The organism is Caballeronia eucalypticola (genome assembly GCF_047608185.1).
Classification (GTDB): Bacteria; Pseudomonadota; Gammaproteobacteria; order Burkholderiales; family Burkholderiaceae; genus Caballeronia.
Genome location: NZ_JBLKRU010000001.1, coordinates 359,284 through 377,829 on the forward strand (window position 1 = coordinate 359,284; position 18,546 = coordinate 377,829).

General features: G+C 55.6%; 20 protein-coding genes. 8 read left to right on the top strand and 12 right to left on the bottom strand.

All coding sequences use genetic code 11. The features are described from left to right. Nucleotides 1–70: 70 nt before the first annotated feature. The 6 genes from ACMX25_RS01705 to ACMX25_RS01730 all read right to left on the bottom strand — a co-directional run bounded on the left by ACMX25_RS01705 (nucleotide 71) and on the right by ACMX25_RS01730 (nucleotide 5,717). Complete coding sequence (locus tag ACMX25_RS01705) at nucleotides 71–724, bottom strand: hypothetical protein (RefSeq protein WP_414947819.1); 654 nt, start codon at nucleotides 722–724, stop codon at nucleotides 71–73. Between the two features lie 4 nt (nucleotides 725–728). Then, complete coding sequence (locus ACMX25_RS01710; RefSeq protein ID WP_414947820.1) at nucleotides 729–1,193, bottom strand: hypothetical protein; 465 nt, start codon at nucleotides 1,191–1,193, stop codon at nucleotides 729–731. A 98-nt stretch (nucleotides 1,194–1,291) separates the two neighbouring features. Further along, nucleotides 1,292–2,230: a CBASS oligonucleotide cyclase gene (locus ACMX25_RS01715; RefSeq protein WP_414947821.1), complete on the bottom strand. Its 939-nt coding sequence runs from the start codon at nucleotides 2,228–2,230 to the stop codon at nucleotides 1,292–1,294. Nucleotide 2,231: 1 nt separating this feature from the next. Then, the gene (locus tag ACMX25_RS01720; protein WP_414947822.1) at nucleotides 2,232–3,230 is read right to left on the bottom strand and encodes a hypothetical protein; all 999 of its coding nucleotides are present in this window, start codon (nucleotides 3,228–3,230) and stop codon (nucleotides 2,232–2,234) included. Continuing rightward, entirely contained in the window at nucleotides 3,224–3,781 is a 558-nt protein-coding gene (locus ACMX25_RS01725; RefSeq protein WP_414947823.1) for a 7-cyano-7-deazaguanine synthase, read from the bottom strand. Before ACMX25_RS01725 ends, ACMX25_RS01720 begins: the two co-directional genes overlap by 7 nt. A 325-nt stretch (nucleotides 3,782–4,106) precedes the next feature. Next, nucleotides 4,107–5,717: a hypothetical protein gene (locus ACMX25_RS01730; protein ID WP_414947824.1), complete on the bottom strand. Its 1,611-nt coding sequence runs from the start codon at nucleotides 5,715–5,717 to the stop codon at nucleotides 4,107–4,109. A gap of 530 nt (nucleotides 5,718–6,247) precedes the next feature. Here ACMX25_RS01730 and ACMX25_RS01735 point away from each other — a divergent pair. Next, on the top strand, nucleotides 6,248–7,360 hold the full coding sequence (locus ACMX25_RS01735) for an MrcB family domain-containing protein (protein ID WP_414947825.1): 1,113 nt from the start codon (nucleotides 6,248–6,250) through the stop codon (nucleotides 7,358–7,360). A 613-nt stretch (nucleotides 7,361–7,973) separates the two neighbouring features. Here the strand turns inward: ACMX25_RS01735 and ACMX25_RS01740 are convergent. Further along, nucleotides 7,974–8,357, bottom strand: a complete 384-nt coding sequence (locus ACMX25_RS01740; RefSeq protein ID WP_414947826.1) for a type II toxin-antitoxin system VapC family toxin — start codon at nucleotides 8,355–8,357, stop codon at nucleotides 7,974–7,976. Between the two features lie 11 nt (nucleotides 8,358–8,368). Then, entirely contained in the window at nucleotides 8,369–8,581 is a 213-nt protein-coding gene (locus tag ACMX25_RS01745; protein WP_414947827.1) for an AbrB/MazE/SpoVT family DNA-binding domain-containing protein, read from the bottom strand. A 159-nt stretch (nucleotides 8,582–8,740) separates the two neighbouring features. Between ACMX25_RS01745 and ACMX25_RS01750 the strand changes: the two genes are divergently transcribed. From ACMX25_RS01750 to ACMX25_RS01765, 4 genes are all read left to right on the top strand, one after another. After that, entirely contained in the window at nucleotides 8,741–9,085 is a 345-nt protein-coding gene (locus tag ACMX25_RS01750) for a hypothetical protein (protein ID WP_414947828.1), read from the top strand. Between the two features lie 417 nt (nucleotides 9,086–9,502). Then, entirely contained in the window at nucleotides 9,503–9,811 is a 309-nt protein-coding gene (locus ACMX25_RS01755; protein ID WP_414947829.1) for a hypothetical protein, read from the top strand. Then, entirely contained in the window at nucleotides 9,808–10,170 is a 363-nt protein-coding gene (locus ACMX25_RS01760) for a DUF433 domain-containing protein (protein WP_414947830.1), read from the top strand. The genes ACMX25_RS01755 and ACMX25_RS01760 overlap by 4 nt, the downstream gene beginning before the upstream one ends. Beyond that, on the top strand, nucleotides 10,167–10,340 hold the full coding sequence (locus tag ACMX25_RS01765) for a hypothetical protein (protein ID WP_414947831.1): 174 nt from the start codon (nucleotides 10,167–10,169) through the stop codon (nucleotides 10,338–10,340). The genes ACMX25_RS01760 and ACMX25_RS01765 overlap by 4 nt, the downstream gene beginning before the upstream one ends. Before the next feature lie 17 nt (nucleotides 10,341–10,357). Here ACMX25_RS01765 and ACMX25_RS01770 read toward each other — a convergent pair whose 3' ends face one another. After that, complete coding sequence (locus tag ACMX25_RS01770) at nucleotides 10,358–11,452, bottom strand: Rieske 2Fe-2S domain-containing protein (RefSeq protein WP_414947832.1); 1,095 nt, start codon at nucleotides 11,450–11,452, stop codon at nucleotides 10,358–10,360. 296 nt (nucleotides 11,453–11,748) lie between these two features. Here ACMX25_RS01770 and ACMX25_RS01775 point away from each other — a divergent pair, with 296 nt between their 5' ends. Beyond that, complete coding sequence (locus ACMX25_RS01775) at nucleotides 11,749–12,840, top strand: GGDEF domain-containing protein (protein ID WP_414947833.1); 1,092 nt, start codon at nucleotides 11,749–11,751, stop codon at nucleotides 12,838–12,840. A gap of 33 nt (nucleotides 12,841–12,873) precedes the next feature. Here the strand turns inward: ACMX25_RS01775 and ACMX25_RS01780 are convergent, their stop codons facing one another. The 3 genes from ACMX25_RS01780 to flhF are packed head-to-tail and all read right to left on the bottom strand — an operon-like array spanning nucleotide 12,874 to nucleotide 16,273. After that, nucleotides 12,874–13,605, bottom strand: a complete 732-nt coding sequence (locus ACMX25_RS01780; protein ID WP_299719865.1) for an RNA polymerase sigma factor FliA — start codon at nucleotides 13,603–13,605, stop codon at nucleotides 12,874–12,876. A gap of 30 nt (nucleotides 13,606–13,635) precedes the next feature. Then, the gene (locus ACMX25_RS01785) at nucleotides 13,636–14,568 is read right to left on the bottom strand and encodes a MinD/ParA family ATP-binding protein (protein ID WP_414947834.1); all 933 of its coding nucleotides are present in this window, start codon (nucleotides 14,566–14,568) and stop codon (nucleotides 13,636–13,638) included. Then, nucleotides 14,561–16,273 (bottom strand): flagellar biosynthesis protein FlhF, encoded by a 1,713-nt coding sequence (flhF, locus tag ACMX25_RS01790; protein WP_414947835.1) that lies wholly within the window; start codon nucleotides 16,271–16,273, stop codon nucleotides 14,561–14,563. Before flhF ends, ACMX25_RS01785 begins: the two co-directional genes overlap by 8 nt. 534 nt (nucleotides 16,274–16,807) lie before the next feature. On the opposite strand from flhF, the gene ACMX25_RS01795 reads away from it, so the two are divergent. Further along, a complete protein-coding gene (locus ACMX25_RS01795) occupies nucleotides 16,808–17,491 on the top strand; it encodes a cysteine hydrolase family protein (RefSeq protein WP_414947943.1) in 684 nt (227 codons plus the stop codon). A 5-nt stretch (nucleotides 17,492–17,496) separates the two neighbouring features. Further along, a complete protein-coding gene (locus ACMX25_RS01800; protein WP_414947836.1) occupies nucleotides 17,497–18,408 on the top strand; it encodes an oxamate carbamoyltransferase subunit AllH family protein in 912 nt (303 codons plus the stop codon). The last annotated feature ends 138 nt before the right edge of the window (nucleotides 18,409–18,546 follow it).

Sequence of the window (18,546 nt, forward strand, 5' to 3'; positions counted from 1 at the left end):
TCACGAGAAAAGTTGTCCGGCCATCAAAGCAAGCTGCAAGGCGATTGGCGACCATGTGCCAGGGAAATTTTCACACATTGATTGCGTCCACGAGGGATTTTCGGAATAGGGCGGGATTGTCCGCCATGTATCGCCACACGATTAAATCGACTACTTTTGCTTGCTCGCCGCTTGCTACGGAAATCGTCTGACAGAAAGAATTTACTCCATCGAAACCCAGCTTTTCCGAGATTCGTAGAAGGTGCCGATCTGGCTTTCCAGCGTCGAAACCAAGATTCTTGGCCAAATGCCATGTCGTTATAGGGCCGATGTACGGCAGACGACGAAGCTCGCCAATAGGATCGGATAGGACAGCTTGTTTCATGGTTTCGAACCCTGCCTCCTCTATTTGCTCAGCGACGCGGACGATCGCCATCAATTTTTTTTCGTTGCGAAAACAGGAGCGAGCTGCAACAACGCATGCGCCAGATGCTTCGGTGATTGCCTTCGCTGACTCCCAGTCGCAGAAGCAGAGCGAGATGTAGTCAAAAAGACGTCTGACAGTTGCCTCACGAAAACCTGAGCACAAGATTACCCACGCTGCTTCACGCAGAAGATCAGTCTCCGTGAAACTGCTTAGACTTGTCTGGCGCTGCCACTCTACTTCGTGATACAGACCAGCGGTCTTGACATAGTCAAACGCTCGCTCGAAGAAATGGAGGGCGCCGTGAATATCAGCTGGCATTGGTTCACGATCTCCACGAATTGTCTCGTAGCCAAAGCTTGGCTCTTGTCAAAAGCAATGACGCGGAAGGATGAGTGTCTAAGTGTTTGCTCAGCTCCAACTTGATTTTGTGACGACGTTTTTGGTAAAGAAAATCTCGTTCTGGAATCTCAACGCCAATCGCAGATGCCATGTCGTATCGGTCGAGCACGCGCCGGCATTCTGTATCGTCCAAAGTTTGGCCGGCCAAAATATACCCAGCTTCGCGCTTCACTTCTGCATATATATCCAGACTTCGCTTGTGGGCGTCAGATCTACCTTTCCAATCGGTCTTGAACTGCACGATAGTAAGAAAAAAAGTGCCTATGCTCAGGATGCCCACCCAAATTTGACTATCGATATGAAAGGGAGTCAATGATATGTTGATCCTTGGTTCAACGAACGCCAGTGCGACGAGCCATGTTGACAATCCGATGATTGACAGATCCAAGATGAAGGCTCGTCGAGAGAAACGATCACGCAGACCGGCATGTGCGGTGCAAAGGGAATCCGAGACGCGTCGAATACGCTCTAGTTCACTTCTCATTTTTATTCGTCAAGTCCGAACAGCGCTCGCCACTGAGACGCTGACCCGGCGGCAGAGGCGTTTCGCATGCGCCGCCCCAGCCTACCGATCACATGGCTGATGGCTTGACGAGCCTCGCTTCCTTCGACACCAAGATAGGCATCAACATGGACAGACTGGCCAGAGCTATCCCTTATCGGCGATAGAACGAGGGCACGTGCGCGTTCGAATAAGAATGGCAACATGGCGCTTGTTGTCTTGTCCCCTTGGTAACCTCGAAATGCAGCAATGGCCAAACTTTCCATGTGATAACCGCTCAGGCGCTGAGGTTCTGGCAGTTGTCCGTTTATAGCCTTCGCAAGCTTGATTGTGGGAACAAGCTTTCCAGCGCACTCCTGATTCCGACGCGTTAAAACCTCCTGAAACGCGAGAGGATCAATCTTCGACCAGTCATCGCGCCGTGATGACGGAACCTTCAGATGTCGTTCGTTCTCGCGGACTGCGGGGAGTAGTTGAATTACCATGCCATCGGCGTACGTCACCGTGATAGCCATGCGACCGTGCTCCACTTTGGCCGTGCCTCCAAGCCCATCCGTCAATATCTGTTCCATGTGCTGGAGAGCTTTCTGTGGGCTGTGATTCATCAGCTCGGTATCGTTGATGACAAGGAGAGAGTCGATATCGCTTAGGCCGTCCACGTACGTATGCTTTGCCACCGATCCACCAAACAGGTGGTCAAACGCACCGTCGATTTCATTCTCGAGAAGATCCTTCAGATTTCCCAGTCGCGCAGTGACCAGTTCGGAGTCTCGCGAATTGTAGCCACCCAGCAGCGTACCTAGCATGGCGGCCAGTTCCGCTTCAAACGCCGCCACGGTGCTCTTGTTCTCAGCCTTACGGACGATCTCGCGGAGCTTCGCCGGACTCACATTGTCGAACGGACCGCCGCTGGAACCACCCATCTCACACCTCCAATGCTTCGATGACACTTCCAAGAGTTGCCTGGAAAAGGTCACGATGATATTTGAACCACTTGAAGTCATGCCCGTTCAAGTAACGACGCATCTCGTCCTGCAGATTCGCCATGTAATAGTAGTTATCGTTCCAACATCGCGCGTCAATGACGTGTGACGACGTGCTGACACCGAGTTCCAACGCCCCGTAGTTATGCTTGTACAGAGTTTGCCCCTCACGGAAAGCAAATCGTAGCCAAGTGAGCCCATCGAAAATGTCGGCGCCCGCTAGGAAGTATAGAGGGGTGGTGACCGTATCAAGGCTTCCAAACACGTGGATCGGAATATCCAGACCGGCTCTATGCAACGCCAACCGAATTCGAGCGATGTTCTGCATCCGAGTCATGATGGAATTGCCCACTTCCTTTTCAGTTACGCCAATCGCATCGAAGCCTGCGAAGCGGTGAACCTGCCGCACGATAGCCGGAATCTGCAGGTATGACTGGGTGTCCGTCTCAGGCTTCAGAAGTATCTCGCGCAGAAAGCCGTTCCGGCTCGGCGCCATTGCAAGCGCACGATCGATCTGTTTGGCTACGGTAAGTCGCTCTCTTGGATGATCATAGCTAATTAGCACGCTCGGTACGGATGGTTGCCACGTCGCGAGCTGTTCCTCGTGCATTTGCTGATTCCAGCCCCGAGGCGCATGGTCTCTATCGCCGAAATCCGATAGATCCACGTGGTCCTTTGATGCTTCGTATCCACCACTATCAAGAAAAATTAACGACGGAAAATTGAAGGGTGGAGCAATTTCCTTGTAGTGAAGATCATAGGCGCTGACAAGCATCGGACCGTCGATGATCTCGGAGTTATATTCGACGATCTTCTCGACATCGGGAAAACCCTTGCTTGAGAATGAGGGGACGAGGAGTGGAGTGCGCTCGATTTCCACTCCGTCCAGTTTTAATGCTCGGCGTTTTGCTAGGTTCGAAGCGCTATCCTTGTCTAGCATTGAAGCGCCCTCCTGTCGAGGCAGGAAGCACAAACACCGCAGACTGGTTCGGTGCCGGCTTCGCAGCTGTAAGTGAAACCGATCGGAATCCTCGCCGTCAGAAAATATTCGTACACCTCTTGTTTCGTCCACTCGATGAACGGGGCAACAACCGATATTCGACCGTCGGTGTGCTCTGCGACAAGTTTGCTAATGGATGAAACGAATACCGAAGAACAGTCGTAGTACGGTGTGCCTGCATGTAACCCTAACGCTAACGCGCTTGACTGACCGCCGGTCAGAAAAAGGGTCGAAAAGATCAAGAACGCGTTTCTTCCAAGCAATTCTCCCGCGCCAAACTGTTGAGGGCCAGAGACGGCAAACGTTCGTAGCGGAAGGTCCAAATGCGCAGCCAATCTCAATGCTGCATGGTGCTCTGCCGTCGCCGCGGCCTGTCCATAGTCGAGAAAGACCGCATCAACATCCTGTCCAAGCGTGCATACAAAGTGCGCGCAGGCCGCGGAGTCGATACCTCCACTCAACAAAACCGTCGTTTTCGGTCGTGGCCCCATACGCTTGTCTCATTTTTGTTAATTTGCGTGATCGGATAGTACAAGAAGTTGAGCCGCCGGCGAAACTCCAATACTTTATTTCGTGCAAGGATGCCGGATGGCTCCGCGCAGTCCCCTCCGCGCCTGACGGCTCCGCTTGCACCATCGGTTTTGATGCAGTTCGCGATGGACCCTTAAAGCGTTGCAGCAGGCGCCCGCCTAACGATTTCGCGTGCAATAAAGTGGTGCGTTTTGATGCGCGTACTGACCAAGACGATGTGTAGGTGACAGAATTTCATAGAAGGCGAACTCGACAATCGTGTTCGCCAATCTAGACACCCTTGATCTAGTGCAATTTTGTTCCGGCCTGATTTTGCGCAGATCGCTCAACTTGGATAACTGGTTGCTCCTCCGCTGGATCCTCTTGGCCACCGACTGTGGTATCCAAAAGCTGCTGGATGGTTGCTGCTAACGGTTCGTCAGACCTTGTTGGCTCGAAGTCACAGCCGTATATTTCTTTATACGCATCGCGAAAATCTTTTCTTTCTCTAAAACTATTGAAAAGCGGCCAATCGTGATAAACCGCTTGCGTCACCATATCCCCTACCTTTCCTATGGCACGCATAGCTGCAAGCGCCCCCTCAAAATCATCTCTCAGAACCGCTTGCGCAAGCTTGAAGTCACGAGGCGTTGCTGACCAGTCATATGATCCAAGAAGCTCTTCAAGTTTTTCGGTAGATTTACATTCTTTATATGCGATCGCGAGATTAATAACTCGAATTCTCACATCGATCTCTTTCGCCGATTTTCTCATTTCATTCGTAAGAGAAAATTCACCTAGCCGAGCGGCTAAACCCCATCGTTCATGCTGGAGCAAGTCGTATATCGAGTTGGTCAAAGCGTCGGTCGCTTGCGCAATCTCTTCGGGCAGAATTTTCCGCCAAAGAGTGTGAGTTAGCATGAACGCAACCACAGACAAGACGGTACACGTTGTGAAAAAATATCTCGGCATGATTCGCAATTTTTTGCCGATCTTCGGTGGTGGGTCGTTGAACTTAACTCCATGGTCTCGGCACACCGTCAGGTATTGATCGCTGACCGCCCCGTCGTTGTGTGTCATCAAATTTCTACGTTGCGTCATTTCGATGAACATCGGCCACTCATCAAATTTTTTGAGGGTGTTTATTTTAAAACGATTTTCCATAATAGAAAATTGTTCGCCATAACTTTCTCGGCGAATCGATTCTACTTCTTTCTCAAGAATATGATCTTTGGCAGCATCCACCGATCCAAAGCGAATCAGTTCGCTTAGTGTAATTCCGCGACTGATGGAGTTTAGTAAATCTGGTTTTTTTATGAAAATCGTTTTCAGGAACTCGCCAATAAATGCATCGAATTCACTGAAAATACCTATGAAAAGACTCCGTTGAATGACGGAAATAACCTTGCTTTCGACGAGCCTGTCGTACTTTCGAAGGGCATCAACCAATTCGACTGATTCTCGGATATCTTCGGGGAATTTTATCCTGAATGTTTTTTCGTTTGACTCAACGATAAACGGGTCTATTTGCTTCTTGTGTTCGCTGCGGCGTTTTTCTAGCTCGGAAACGGCAGCATCGCAAGCAATAACGTACGCTTGCGCCATATCCTCCGTGCGAAACAAAAACTTCCTTGCAATCTCATCTAGAGGGTGATGATCAGGTTCCTTCGCGTCGGTCGACTCAGTATGTTGAGATTCGCCGCCTTGCGACTCGTCAATAGCCGCGTGTTCCGTCGCCTGCGCACCGCCGCTTCCCTTTGACGTTGTCGTCGGTGCTGCTTCTGTCGCAACAGTGTCCGTTGCCTGACGATCCGTTGTTTTTAACGTCGTTGATTTTCTTCCACGCGTGCGGGGCGCCGGTGCTGGCGACTCCTTCAACTCTTCCACCGTCTCGACTGCGCAATTAGTTTCCTTCATATCTGGCCCCGTTTTTGTTTTGAATATGTAGACGTCAACGTCCTCGGAATTGTACCGACTGTAACTGGATTGAGATCCTTAATCTGAACGACGTTTCGATGAGTACCGTCCGACCAAATCGCGGCGCGTTCGGCATGGCTTCCGTGACCCCTCGAAGTGGGTTGAAGAAAGCAAACGGCAGGAGGAACCGGAAATTTTGGTTGTGCCCTTGATCGCTTGACGAAGTACGAGTGACCCAAATACTCGACCGACGGATAAGGAGGCTTCAGCATGAGGTAGGCAGTCCGGACAACATTGCGGCCAAATTACACCTAGGCTGGTGTGGACTACCTTGGATTCACCATGATTGCCGCTGTGTTTAAAGCGTGCGAATTGCGTAAGGCTTTGATTTATAAAGACACTTCGGGCGCCAGTAAAACTCAGTGGGCGGTGGTCGATAATGTGCATAGCCCGTCTGAGTTGCTTTGTATGATGCCGGGGGAGATAAAATTTAGCGCTTGATCCGACCATTAGCATAGATGAGCTAAAAAATGATTGAAATCACAGCGGTTCTGAATGATTACCTCACGACGGGAACGGGAAAAGTTCCGGGGACGAACGGCACTGCGTCTTTGAAGGCGATCCGCGAGGACATTCCCGCGAAACTTCGGATGTTTGTAGGCGCGGCGTTGAAGAACATCGGTGATTACAAAATTGTTGGGAGCGTGGGCGAAATAAATTTTACTTACGCGCAAATACCTTGGGTGGGAGTGTTCCGGCGGTCAGCGACCACGTCAGCACGCAGAGGTGTCTACATCGTTTTGCTTTTCTCAAAAGACATGCAGTCGGTGTGGCTTTCCCTCAATCAGGGATATACGGACTTCTCAATGCGGTACAAACCTTCGAAAGCCGCTACGGATGCGGTGAAGCGGTGTGCTTCGGCAGCGCTGAACTACATTACCGTTCCCGCGGGGTTTGTCAGCGGTCCAATTGGCCTTCAGGCTGTCACGCAGCTCGGGCAAGGGTACGAGCAAGGGGCAATTCTTTCGAAGCAATATTTGATAAGTCAAGTGCCGTCGGACGCGCAGCTCGAATCTGACCTCGTCGTACTTCTTGCGGAATACGACAAAATTGTTGCGTTGAATTTGAGATCGCTTGTCGAGCTAGATGTGCTTGATGAGAATGGTTTCCAAGCTTGCGTGGATAGCCTCGCCGACGAATCCGACGTCGGCGAACCGTCAGAAGGGCCGCAGCCACCGCCTCCGCTTAAGTTGCCAGGCGCCGGCGCAGGCGGATTCAGGCGAGACGCGAAGGTGGCCGCGCGGGCCATCAAAAGCGCGAAACACATGTGCAGCTTTGACTCCGCTGCGAATGCGCACTCCTACTTTCAGTCGAACCGAACCAAGAAAAATTACGTCGAGGCACACCACTTAATTCCCTTCAGCCAACAGGCAGGTTTTCCGCACAGCCTGGATGTTGAGGAGAATGTGGTCGCATTGTGCCCGAGCTGCCACAAGCTGTTACATCACGGAGTTGCGGCAGCAAAACGTCACTTGCTAGAAGGTCTTCTAAAAAGTCGGGAGGCCGGACTGCAGTCGCGAGGACTCGTTGTGAACGCCGGCGCTCTTGTGGCGATGTACGGCGATTTGCAGAACGACGACTGATTGGTGGTCGTGGCGCTGCACCTAAATTACACCTAAGCTCATCCGTTTTCACCTGGATCGACCTTGTTCAGCCTTGGTTTTGATTTCGCGAGTCGTGTAAGGCATTGATTTTAAAGGGGACTATTAGCGCGTTTACTTCTCCGAAGGCAGGGGTTGCTGGTTCGATCCCAGCCGGGCGCACCAATATTAGTAACGATCTAAAGAATGTCCCTTCGCGTGTGTCCCGTTCTCAGGAATGTAAGGGGAAGAGCGCGATCCTAGTCGGACTTGTCGCAAAACCGGCAAATTCACCTGAAATGCGAATGTACCCAAGAAGGGCCTTCCCGCCTGTACGAAAGCATTGAACGTCAACGGTCTACTTAACGTCAATTGCGCATGACCTATGGTCCAAACGTCTAGCTGAACGCATTCGCTGCGCAATGTCCGCATGCGCTATCGAGCCATGAACAGCCACGGCGTCGCAGTGCAATATCTGGGACGGATGGGCAAAACAGCTTTTCGGCGCACGCCGGTTGTCAGCTTTTGATGAGCCTCCTGCGAATGAGCGCGCTTGTAGCGTCGGAGCAGAGAGTTCGAACTGTTGGATTGGGAATGTCTGCGCCCAAGCAGGCTCTCATGAACGGGGTGGCTTAGGGAAAAACACGGCGCCTGGTAGACCGTCGAAATGCGCGTCACACGTAAGCAAATCCGCACCCTGCTGCCGTGCTGTCGCATAGACGATCGCATCTGCCGTTGCCAGTTTGTATTCCCGATGCAGTTCGGCTGCCAACAACGCAATGCCCGTGTCCAACGGAACGACTATGCATTTCTGCGTGTAGGCAATAACTTGGTCTGCTCGGTCTTCACCGACCTCGCGTACCAGCCATTTCGATAATTCGAGTTGTACGATCGTCGGCACGATGCAGCGAGACTTGTCCGGAAATTCCTTGCTCAGCTTCTTACCTAGCGTACTGTCGACTAACCACTCGACCCAGGCAGAGGTATCGATCACGCGCATTGATCTCGCCATTAGTACCGGTCCTCGCGGTCACGATAGCCGTCTTTCTTGGCGCCCCTCGCGATACCGGCCAACTGTTCCAATTCGGGTACAGGCATAACTAACACACCCTTGCCCTTCGGAATGAACACAAACTCTTGTCCCGCCTCCCAATGCTGTTCTTCACGAACCACTTTAGGAATGGAGATCTGAAATTTGCTGGATAGCGTAGCAGTGGCTGTCATTACCTTACCTCCGATATATCGATCTGGATTTAGTAAGAATACCGCTGTTCCCGTGCCATGCCAAGATGGATAGAACAAAACGGTAGGCTATATTGATTCTTGGGCCTGCGCCCACATGTGGTGGTGTAGATAAAAACGAGCATAGGCGGGCCGATAAGCATGACCAAAGCTGAACTTACCGAGAATGACCGCGCGCGTGCCGAGTTGCTATGTTTCCTCGTCGCAATCGCAGCGGCGTCGTACGCGTTGCATCACGCATGGCGCGTGGACCATGTCGTTGAATGTTGCCGTCGATGGCTTAAGAAGAATCAACTGACGATGCATTGGCTCGAGCGTGTCCGAATCGGCCAACTTGCGTTGAAGATTGCTAGTGAAGACTTGCTGGAAGCAGGGGTCGCGGTTCGTCTGTCGAGCGTGCAGGCACTCTTCACCGATGAAATGGAACTCAATAGTTCGAGCACAATGGTGCAGAGGATGATGGCGCTTTGCCACGATGCGCTTTAACGGCATCACTCCATTTGGGAGCATATTGCAGGATGTAATCTCGGAAGGTCGCTCGTAAGCGACACCGGCAGGGCGACGGCTACGTACCCGAATCCTTTCACGCGTCCATCGTAAAGCGGCGCCTGAGCCACTGCGAGCAGTAGCTAACCAGCAGCGCCGTCACCCCGACCGCGGGCGCATAACCCACCAGGCTCCAGGCTCCAGGCCGCCGTACAAACATCCATGTAGCGCCCGATGCGCCTTGTTGCCGAAGGTTGCTCGCTCGCCTGTTTGGCAAAAAGAGAAGCGGAGCGTGCAGTGTCATGATGGAAAGGCGAGCTTCCCCGGGCGACGCGGATCCAAATCACAAGACCGATCGACAAAAAATGCCAAAAAACCCCGTCAAGCCGACGTTGCGCTTACCGGTAGAATGCCCACATGGAACTTACTGGCATTGGCCTATACACCCTTCAGGAAGCAGAAGGACTCACCGGCGCTCAATCGCGCGAGGTGAGCCGCTGGCCGTTCGGCTATGCGTTCAAGGGTGGTGTCGGTGCTCCACTATGGAAGTCCCAGCTTGCCGATTTCGACGAAAAGGTCATCGGTTTTCGCGACCTGATAGAACTATGCATCGTCAAGGCGTTCCGCAATCATGACGTGCCACTTCAGGTAATTCGTGGTGCGATCGAAGGCGCGAAAGCCATGTCTGGAACTGAATATCCTTTTACTGCACATCGGTTTTTTTGACCGATGGCAAATCCATCTCTGCCGAAGCGTTGCACCAACACCGCGACGCTGAAATGACCGATCTTGCCAAGCGCCAATTGGTGTTTGAACACATCGTTCGGCCGGCGTTGTACATGGGGATCGAATTTGCAGGTGACAGTCAAGCAACGCGTTGGTGTCCGCTCAATCGCAACAAGGTGATCGTGCTCGATCCGGCAATCGCGTTTGGCAACCCTGTGCTCACTGACCATGGCGTCAGAACGCATAGTGTCGCCGAGACCTTCAAGGCCGAGAAAAACAAGGAGATGGTCGCATCATTGTTTGATATCCCGCTCGCCGCAGTCGAAGCCGCCATCCGCTACGAGCAGATGGCAGCATGAAGTACTTCTTCGACAATAATCTTTCCCCGCATCTGGCTCACGCCATCCAGGAACTCTGCCGAGTGGAAAAGACTGTCGCGCGTGCCATCCATCTGCGTGATGTGCTACGTTTCGAGTGCCATGGCGGTACAGCGGCGGAAAATTCGAACAAATTCCGCTGTAGTCCATGAGCGAAGTACGACGGCCTCTATCCCCCACCCAACTCCGTCCCGTACCCCCATCCCCGTTCCCTCAAGTACTGTCGATACCCCACCGACAGTCGATCACAAACCTGATGCAACTCCGCGTGCGGATCGAGCGGAAGCCTCTTCGGCCATTGCGATTCCACTATCGGCGTGTCCTGCATCAGTATCCGCATATTGAAGTCATACAACGCTTCATCCGAGTGCGTCGACTTGTCCTCAAACACCGACACCATCCACGCCCGCGTCTCCGTTTCACTCACCGGCGACGCCACCAGCAATAGGTGCAACGCCCCCGCACCGTGCTGCGCCGCTTTCGACAGACTCGCCACCAGCGGCCGTTTCACTCGATACACATAGTAAATATCCACGCCCTCCTGTCCCGGCAATCCCGCCGGTTGCCAAAACCGGCATTGCCGAGCCTCAAGCCCGTCATCGATTGAAATTACTTCGTAATCCTGTACTTCTGCGTGCGATGCGTCACCGAGAATGCCTGTGTGCACAAACGGGAAGTGCGCCATATCGAGGAAATTCTCGACCACGCGCGGCGCCGATGAACGCACGGTCTGCGCCGCAAGATTGATCCGGCGCGCGCCCGGCCTGTCGTTTGCCGCGTACTCCGGAAAGAAATCGAGCTGACGCGACGGCTCACCAAGGCACGTCCACACCACGCCGTATTTCTCTTCCACGCGATACGTCAGCGCGCAAGCGCGCTTCGCGGGGCGTATCGACGGATTGGAGGGGATGTGGATGCACTGGCCATCGACGTCGTAACGCCAGCCATGATACGGACACGTAATCAAGCCGCCCGTCACCGATCCCAACGATAACTGCGCCCCACGATGCGGACAGCGATCACGCCAGACGTGGACATCGGTGGAGATATCGGGCGGTGCTGCCGGACCTACAGCCTCCGACGCGTTGCGCCAGACCACCAGTCGCTCGCCTGCCACTACGAACCCACGTAATTCCCCGGCGGGAACGTCGGCGCTGTTACACACAGGCAGCCATTCGCCGAGCAACGCGGCATCGCGCGCGGAGTGAGAGTCATCGGTAGCGTTTATGTCGCCAGTTGAAAGCGCGGATTCAAAGGGTTGCATCGGGCGTCGAAAAATCTACGTAGTGAATAAGAAGCCAAGAAGCCAAATGAAGGTCCGAACATCGATTCGAAAACAAGCGAGGCACAAACGCAACTCGCCAAAACAAAATACCCGGGCGCGCCGCGTGCGTACCACTCGTCCCAAGTGGATCGTAACGAATCAGCATCGGTCCGCCAAAATCTGGCTGAATCAGGCGATTTTCGGCCACTTTTTAGCGACGCAGTACGATTGCAATTCTGTACTACGCAGAAACTGCATAAAACGCGGCATCGATCAGCACATCAGGGAGACTCAGAATGGGGCAGGCGAATGACCCCTTGCATCGGCACCGCGGTTACGTGTGGTCGACTTTTCTCGATCCGGAAAAAGAGCAGGCGACGCTAAGAGTCATACTGTGCGGCCTCGCAACGGCCGTGTACGGCGTGCTGGCGTGGACCATTCCAACGCCCGCCGCCATTGCCAGCTTCCATGCGCTCGCGCTCTATCTGATCTATGGAGTAGCGACGCGGCTAATCATCAGCAGAATGCAACGGCAGTCGAATCTGCGCCTCGCATTCACCACTGTCGCCGATCAGGCCCTGCTCACCGTGATCCTGGGTGCCGGAGGCGCACTCACCTTGCCCATGCTATGGGCGGTCTTCCTCTTTCTGATCGGCGCGGGCGGGCGTTACGGCAAGCGCACGCTGGCATTGTCGTGTGTCACGGCGATGGTGGGCATCGTCGCGTTGTCGGTACTGCAGCCGTGGTGGATGATCAATCGCTCCGCGGCGCTCGGGATTGGCTTGAGTGTGTTCGGCGCATCGGTCTACCTCGCCGTGCTGGTCGGCCGGCTCGGCAGTGCGAACCGCGACCTCGCGCTCAAGGCGGGCACCGACCCGCTCACGGGTTTGAGCAACCGCTACATGCTGGAGCAGACCATCGGCCGGGCAATGATCGCGATATCGACGGGACAGGAAGGCGCGACCGCGTTGCTGATGATCGATCTCGACGGCTTCAAGGAAGTCAACGATACCTATGGCCACGAAGTCGGCGACGTCGTGCTGCAAACTTTCGCGGGCCTGCTGGCAAGAAGGGTAAGAACCACCGATACAGTCGCGCGGCTAGGCGGCGATGAATTTGTCGTGCTGGCGCGGCACGTGACGGGCAATCACGCGGTGCAGACGGTGGCAAACGGCGTGCACGCGGTGCTCGAGGAAATGAAGTCGGTGCAGGACCGGGTGGTGAATGTATCGGCGAGCATTGGTGCTTGCCTGATCTCGCCGGACTTGAGTCCCGGCTACAGAGATATTGCCGTGCTGATGCGCGCCGCCGATCGCGCGATGTATCGCGCCAAGTCATTGGGCAAAGGCCAGACAGAGTTCGCGGCGGACGCGGATTTCGAAACCTGACTGGTTTCCATCCGTCTTTTCATTCGCCGATACTCAAGCCTCCACGCCCGACCAAGCCTGTTCCCGCAACTTGGCCCGCAGCCGCGCAACGGCCTGGCTATGCAACTGGCAGACACGCGATTCGCTGACTTCCATCACGGCGCCAATTTCGCGCAGATTCAAGCCCTTCTCGTAGTACAAGCTCATCAGCAGCTTTTCGCGCTCAGGCAATTTATCGATTGCCTCGACCAGCGCCGAACGCAAGCTTCCATCGAGCAACGCGGAAAGCGGGTCGGCTTTATCGACGCAATAACGATCGAGAAACGGCTCGTCATCGGAAGACCGGTCGAAGTCTTCGTAATAGATCAACTGGCTGCCATGCAGATCCTGCAGCATGGCCTGATATTCGATCAGCGGCATGTTCAGATGCTCAGCCACTTCCTGCTCGCTCGCCGAGCGTCCAAGATGCTGTTCAACCTTGTGCACCGCGGATTCCACTTCGCGCGAAGTCTTGCGCATGCTGCGCGGAAGCCAGTCGTTGGCGCGCAACTCGTCGAGCATCGCGCCGCGAATCCGCTGGCTGGCGTAGGTCTCGAACTGAGCGCCTTGATCTTCTTTATAACGGCTGGCGGCATCGAGCAAACCGATCATGCCGGCCTGGATCAAGTCATCCAGATCGACGCTAGCCGGCATTTTCGCCACGAGTTGCAGGCCAAGCCGGCGCACCAACGGTGCGTAGCGGGTCAGGACCTCGGACTGTGACAGTTTTCCCTGGGCGTTATACATCGCATTCACCTTGTTCCTTCTCTTGCTGCATCACACGGACGCGGCGCTGCTCATCGCAAGCTGCATCAATGGTGTTTCCGTGCGGCGAACCGCGCCGGAGTTGATCGAGCGCTCCAATCCGTGCGGCGTTTCCGCTCGCAAGGACTGCACGGGCCATTCAAACTGCGACGCTTTCGGCATCGGCCAGTACTGCAATTCAGCGGCAATCTGCCGATAATCCCGGGCGGCCGCCGTCGCCGGAAAAGCTTCCACCGCGCAACGCGATAGTTCATGCGCCCGCGCCACGCGCGGATCTTCTGCTACGCAACCGGCAGGCATGAGTTGCACCGCGAGATAACGATTGGCGACGCCGGCGAGGTTATCGAAGGCGATTTTCGCGTCTGCGCCGTTCTTCACGTGATTCACGACAACTCGGAACCGGCCGATCGCGTGTGCGTAGTGCAGACGCTTGATGCAGGCGTACGCCTCGGTGATCGCGGCGGGCGCTACGCGGGTCACGATCACGAAGTCGTGCGCTTGCACGGCCAGATTTGAGAGCGCGCCGCTGCGATCGAGCTGGGTATCGATCAGGACGACATCGGCGGGTCCGTCAAGCAGCACCCGGCAATGCGCGGCGTCCTGGCTGATGCGTTCATCGCGAGGCGCGGCAATCACCGAAAAGCCGAACGGCGTGCGCGTGACGGCGTCCTGCAAAAAACGCTTGCCGGACAAGACCGCGCCCAGTGCACCGTTATCCGGCACCTTGGCCAGCCGGGTCACCGACAACCCGTTCTGGCGTTCATCGATTACCAGCACATCCTTGCCTTGCGCGGCGAGGGCGGACGCGAGGTTCACCACCGTCGACGTATTGCCGCTTCCGCCCATTCCACCTGCCGGGGCGCCACACACCGCGACGACCCGCGAGCCATTGCGCGTCAGCAGCCGGCGCAGGCCTTCAGCCTGATCGGACACGAACTTATCCAAAGTGAACCTCATGCAGTTCGGTGGAAGCGCGCGCGGAAAGCGCGGACAGGAGCGGCGGCACATCGTCGTCTTGCGGCACGAACGGCGAGCCGTCGCGCGGGATGCAGAAGGCGCTTTTAATCAGGAAGCGCTTGGTCGCGACATACAGGTTTTCCGGCACCTTCTGTCCCGTCGATACGTAATGCACGGGCAGCTTGTAGCGGATCACGGTGTCGAGCACGCCGCCCAGGTTCGTGGCTTCGTCGAGCTTGGTCAGGATGCAGCCCGCGAGCGGCGGCTGGTCCGGCGTGCTCTGGTACGCCTGAACTACTTCGTTTAACGTATCGCCGTGGCTGGTTGCGTTGAGCAGCAGCAGGCGTTGCACCGGATGGCCGGCGCCGCACAACATGGCGATGTGATCGGCCACAGTGCGGTCACGCTGGCTCATGCCAATCGTGTCGATGAGAACAATGTGCTTGTTACGCAGTTCGGAGAGCGCGAGTTGAAGGTCGCCCGCGTCTTTCACCGCATGCACCGATACCCCGAGGATCTTGCCGAAAATACGCAGCTGTTCGTGCGCGCCGATCCGGTAGCTGTCGGTGGTAAGCAGCGCGACCTTGCTGGCGCCAAAGCGCATTACGCAGCGCGCGGCGAGCTTGGCGGTGGTCGTGGTCTTGCCTACGCCCGTCGGTCCCATCAGCGCGAAAACGCCGCCGCGGTTCATCATCGATTCTTCGCTGTCCATGACGGGCAGGTTGTTTTCGAGCACTTGCTGAACCCATTCCATCGACGCTTCGGCTTGTTCGATCTCCGGCATGTTGTCGATCAGCATCCGGACCAGTTGCGCGGAGAAACCAGCAGCGAACAGGCGCTTGGTCAGTGCGGCGTGGTTCGGGCTGCGGCGTTGGCGATCACCCCACAGCAAGCCGGCGAAGTGCTCTTCCATCATGCCGCGCATCGACGACAGTTCATTCATGACGGTGTCGTTCACGACTTGCTCCATGCGGCTGCGGATGGCTTCAGTCACAGCGGCAGCCGCCGATGCCGGCAGGCCCGCGAACGCGCCTTCCTGCATCGAACTGGCGGATTGGGCCGCGGACGTGTTGGCTTCCTGCTGGAACTGGGCCTGTGCGGTTTTTTGTTCTGCGCGGCGAGCGGCGAGTTGCGCCGCTTCGCGGGTCCATCCCGGGGCTTGCGAGGATGCCTGCGGCGTGACGGTCACGGGATTACCCAATCCCTTCGCAATCGCCGACGATGCGCTCAGCGCGCGCTGCGGCGCGGTTTCAGCGGCCGACTGCGCCACCCGGCGGGCATGTTCGATCAGCCAGGGATTCGATTCAGCCATCGTGCGCGATACGTCGTCTGCTTGCGGTTCCGGCTCGAAATCATCCAGCGGTTCGGGATTGGCGCCGAACACTGACGAAAAGACATCGCCGTTCGCGTAGGGGTTGGAACCCGCGTTCGAATTCGAACTCGGCTGCTCGTAGGACCGTGACGGCCCCGCCAACTGATGATTGCCGGCCGACTCCCGCAGCTTCATTTCGCGATGCTGAGCGGCGGCTTTCGGAGATATCTTCGCGAGATCGCCGTCGGCGACCGCAACGATCTCGACGCTGCCGTCTTCGGTTACCCGATTTGACAACACGACCGCATCGGGGCCCAGTGCTTCACGGACGAGCCGGAACGCTTCGCGACTCGTGGCACCGATGAATTTGCGGATGTTCATTTACCCCCCGATGAGCTCGCGCTCACTTTGATCTGTTGCGGTTGACCGGTGCGCCACGTTTTGAGCGACGTACCGTTTTCCTGTGAATGAATTATTGCAAGGGTGGGTGTCGGGCCATCGGCTGATAAGAGCCGGGAAAGCGGGGTAATTCGGGAGATCGATGCCGGAAGCGGTTCGCGGGCGGCGTCGGGGAAGTGCGGGAAGGTTTAAACGTCAGACAATTGCAATGGTGTTCACGGCAACTGCAATGAAAGACTCGTAGAGATATTTCATTACCCGTCGTGTTATTCCGCTGCAGGGCCGCGGTGATTATTTCGCCTCTCGTTTTATTGTTCCGCAACACCGCGCCCTATAGTTCGTAATATCGATCTTATTGAGTTTTTGAAACGACTTCAATCAAGTTTGAAAATCAATGAACAGTGATTGACTCGACAAAATATCTATCGTCCATCAAGACGAACCTACCTATAATAAATCGAAGGACAATTCAAATAAATTGCAATAGCAGAGCATGCATTTCACGTCCTGACATTAATCAAGGAATATAAAAATGGCGGAAAAACTATTCACGCACAACCATTCCCACTCCCGTTCGATACAAAAACAACTGCACCGGTCGTGATCGAGATGCAGCGTGATTTTGTCGAGCCGGGAGGCTTTGGTGAAGCGTTGGGAAACGAGGTCTCTCTCGTGCGCAGCGCGATTGTCCCGTGCGGGAAAGTGCTGAAGGCGGCGCGTGACGCGCAGCTGCTGGTGATCCATACGCGTGAGGGTCACCGTGCCGACCTGGCCGATTGTCCGCCTGCAAAACTGACGCGCGGCGGCAAGACGTTCATTGGCACGGACGGCCCCATGGGCCGCATCCTGGTTCGCGGCGAGGCCGGGCACGACATCATTCCAGAGCTGTACCCCACGTTCGGCGAACCGATTATCGACAAACCGGGTAAGGGCGCATTTTATGAAACCGACCTGCAACTAATCCTGCAAGACCACGAGATCAAGACGCTTGTCGTGTGCGGGGTGACCACTGAAGTCTGCGTGACTACGACCGTTCGCGAAGCGAATGACCGCGGCTACGAATGCATTATTCCGGCGGATTGCATCGGATCGCATTTTCCGGAATTCCAGAAATCCGCGCTGGAGATGATCAAGGCGCAGGGCGCAATCTTCGGCTGGGTCAGCGACGCAGCCGCCATTGTCGACGGCTTGCGTGGCTGACTTGCGTGACTGACAACAGCCGGACCGCCATGGCGCGCCTCCTCACTTTTCCCGTGTGCTCGGTCGGTTATATGGCGGAGCACGGGCCGCACGAGACGCTGCGGTTCTGGGTTCATAGCTGCTTTGAGCACGCCATGAACATGGCGTCGGCGAGCGGCGAGTTGTTGACCTTGCTGAGTCCACGGTATCAGAACCTGCCCACGGCGATCAGGCTTGCAACGCCGCCGGGCCGGGATTGGCGGCATCAGGCGCACTCTCGCCAGCCCGTCACGCTGGAGAACAACGAGCTGCTGCGCGGCACGCTCTGGCGGGCGAACCTGAGCCTAGCGCCGTGCTGGCGCCCTGGAGCGGATCGCGTGCAGAGCGGCCAATCGCCGCGCGTGCTGCTGGCGGCGTATCCGGTGCTGGCGAGCCAGTTGTTGGAGTACTGCATGGAGCGCGAGGTGCGCAGCAGCCTGCAGTTACTGCCGGGCTCGCCACCGGGCGGCCGCAAATCTCGCTTGAACCCCGAGGACGGAAAGGCGGAGCTGGAAAGCGGTGTTGCGGAACTGATCGGTTACGGCGCCGGGCTGACGCCGGATGGCGACGACTATCTGCTGGGTTATCTGGCGTCGTTATGGCCGTGGCAGCACCTTGGCGCCATATCCGCTCATTTGAAACTATTGCGTCCGGCAATCAAGAGTCAGCTTCACCGGACGACCAGTATCAGCCGGCATTATCTGGAACTTGCGTTACAGGGACACTATTCACAATCAATCCATCATTTGACGAGCCTCCTGATTCACGGAACCACACCGGCAGTCATGAAACTTTCGGCAATCAATGTGATGAAATTCGGCTCGTCATCGGGCGCGGATTGTCTCGGAGGTTTTCTGCACGGAATAAGAGTGCTTGGGAAAGTAGAGCGGAAGGAATGAACTGATCCTTTATACGGATTAGCGGAAAAACAGTATTGAGTTAATCGGGCTGATGGCATCCAGCATATGTAACGCCGGGTTCGCCAAGGCGGACACTCGGCTGAATCTCGACCATGCAAGTGTAACGATTACCGGAAG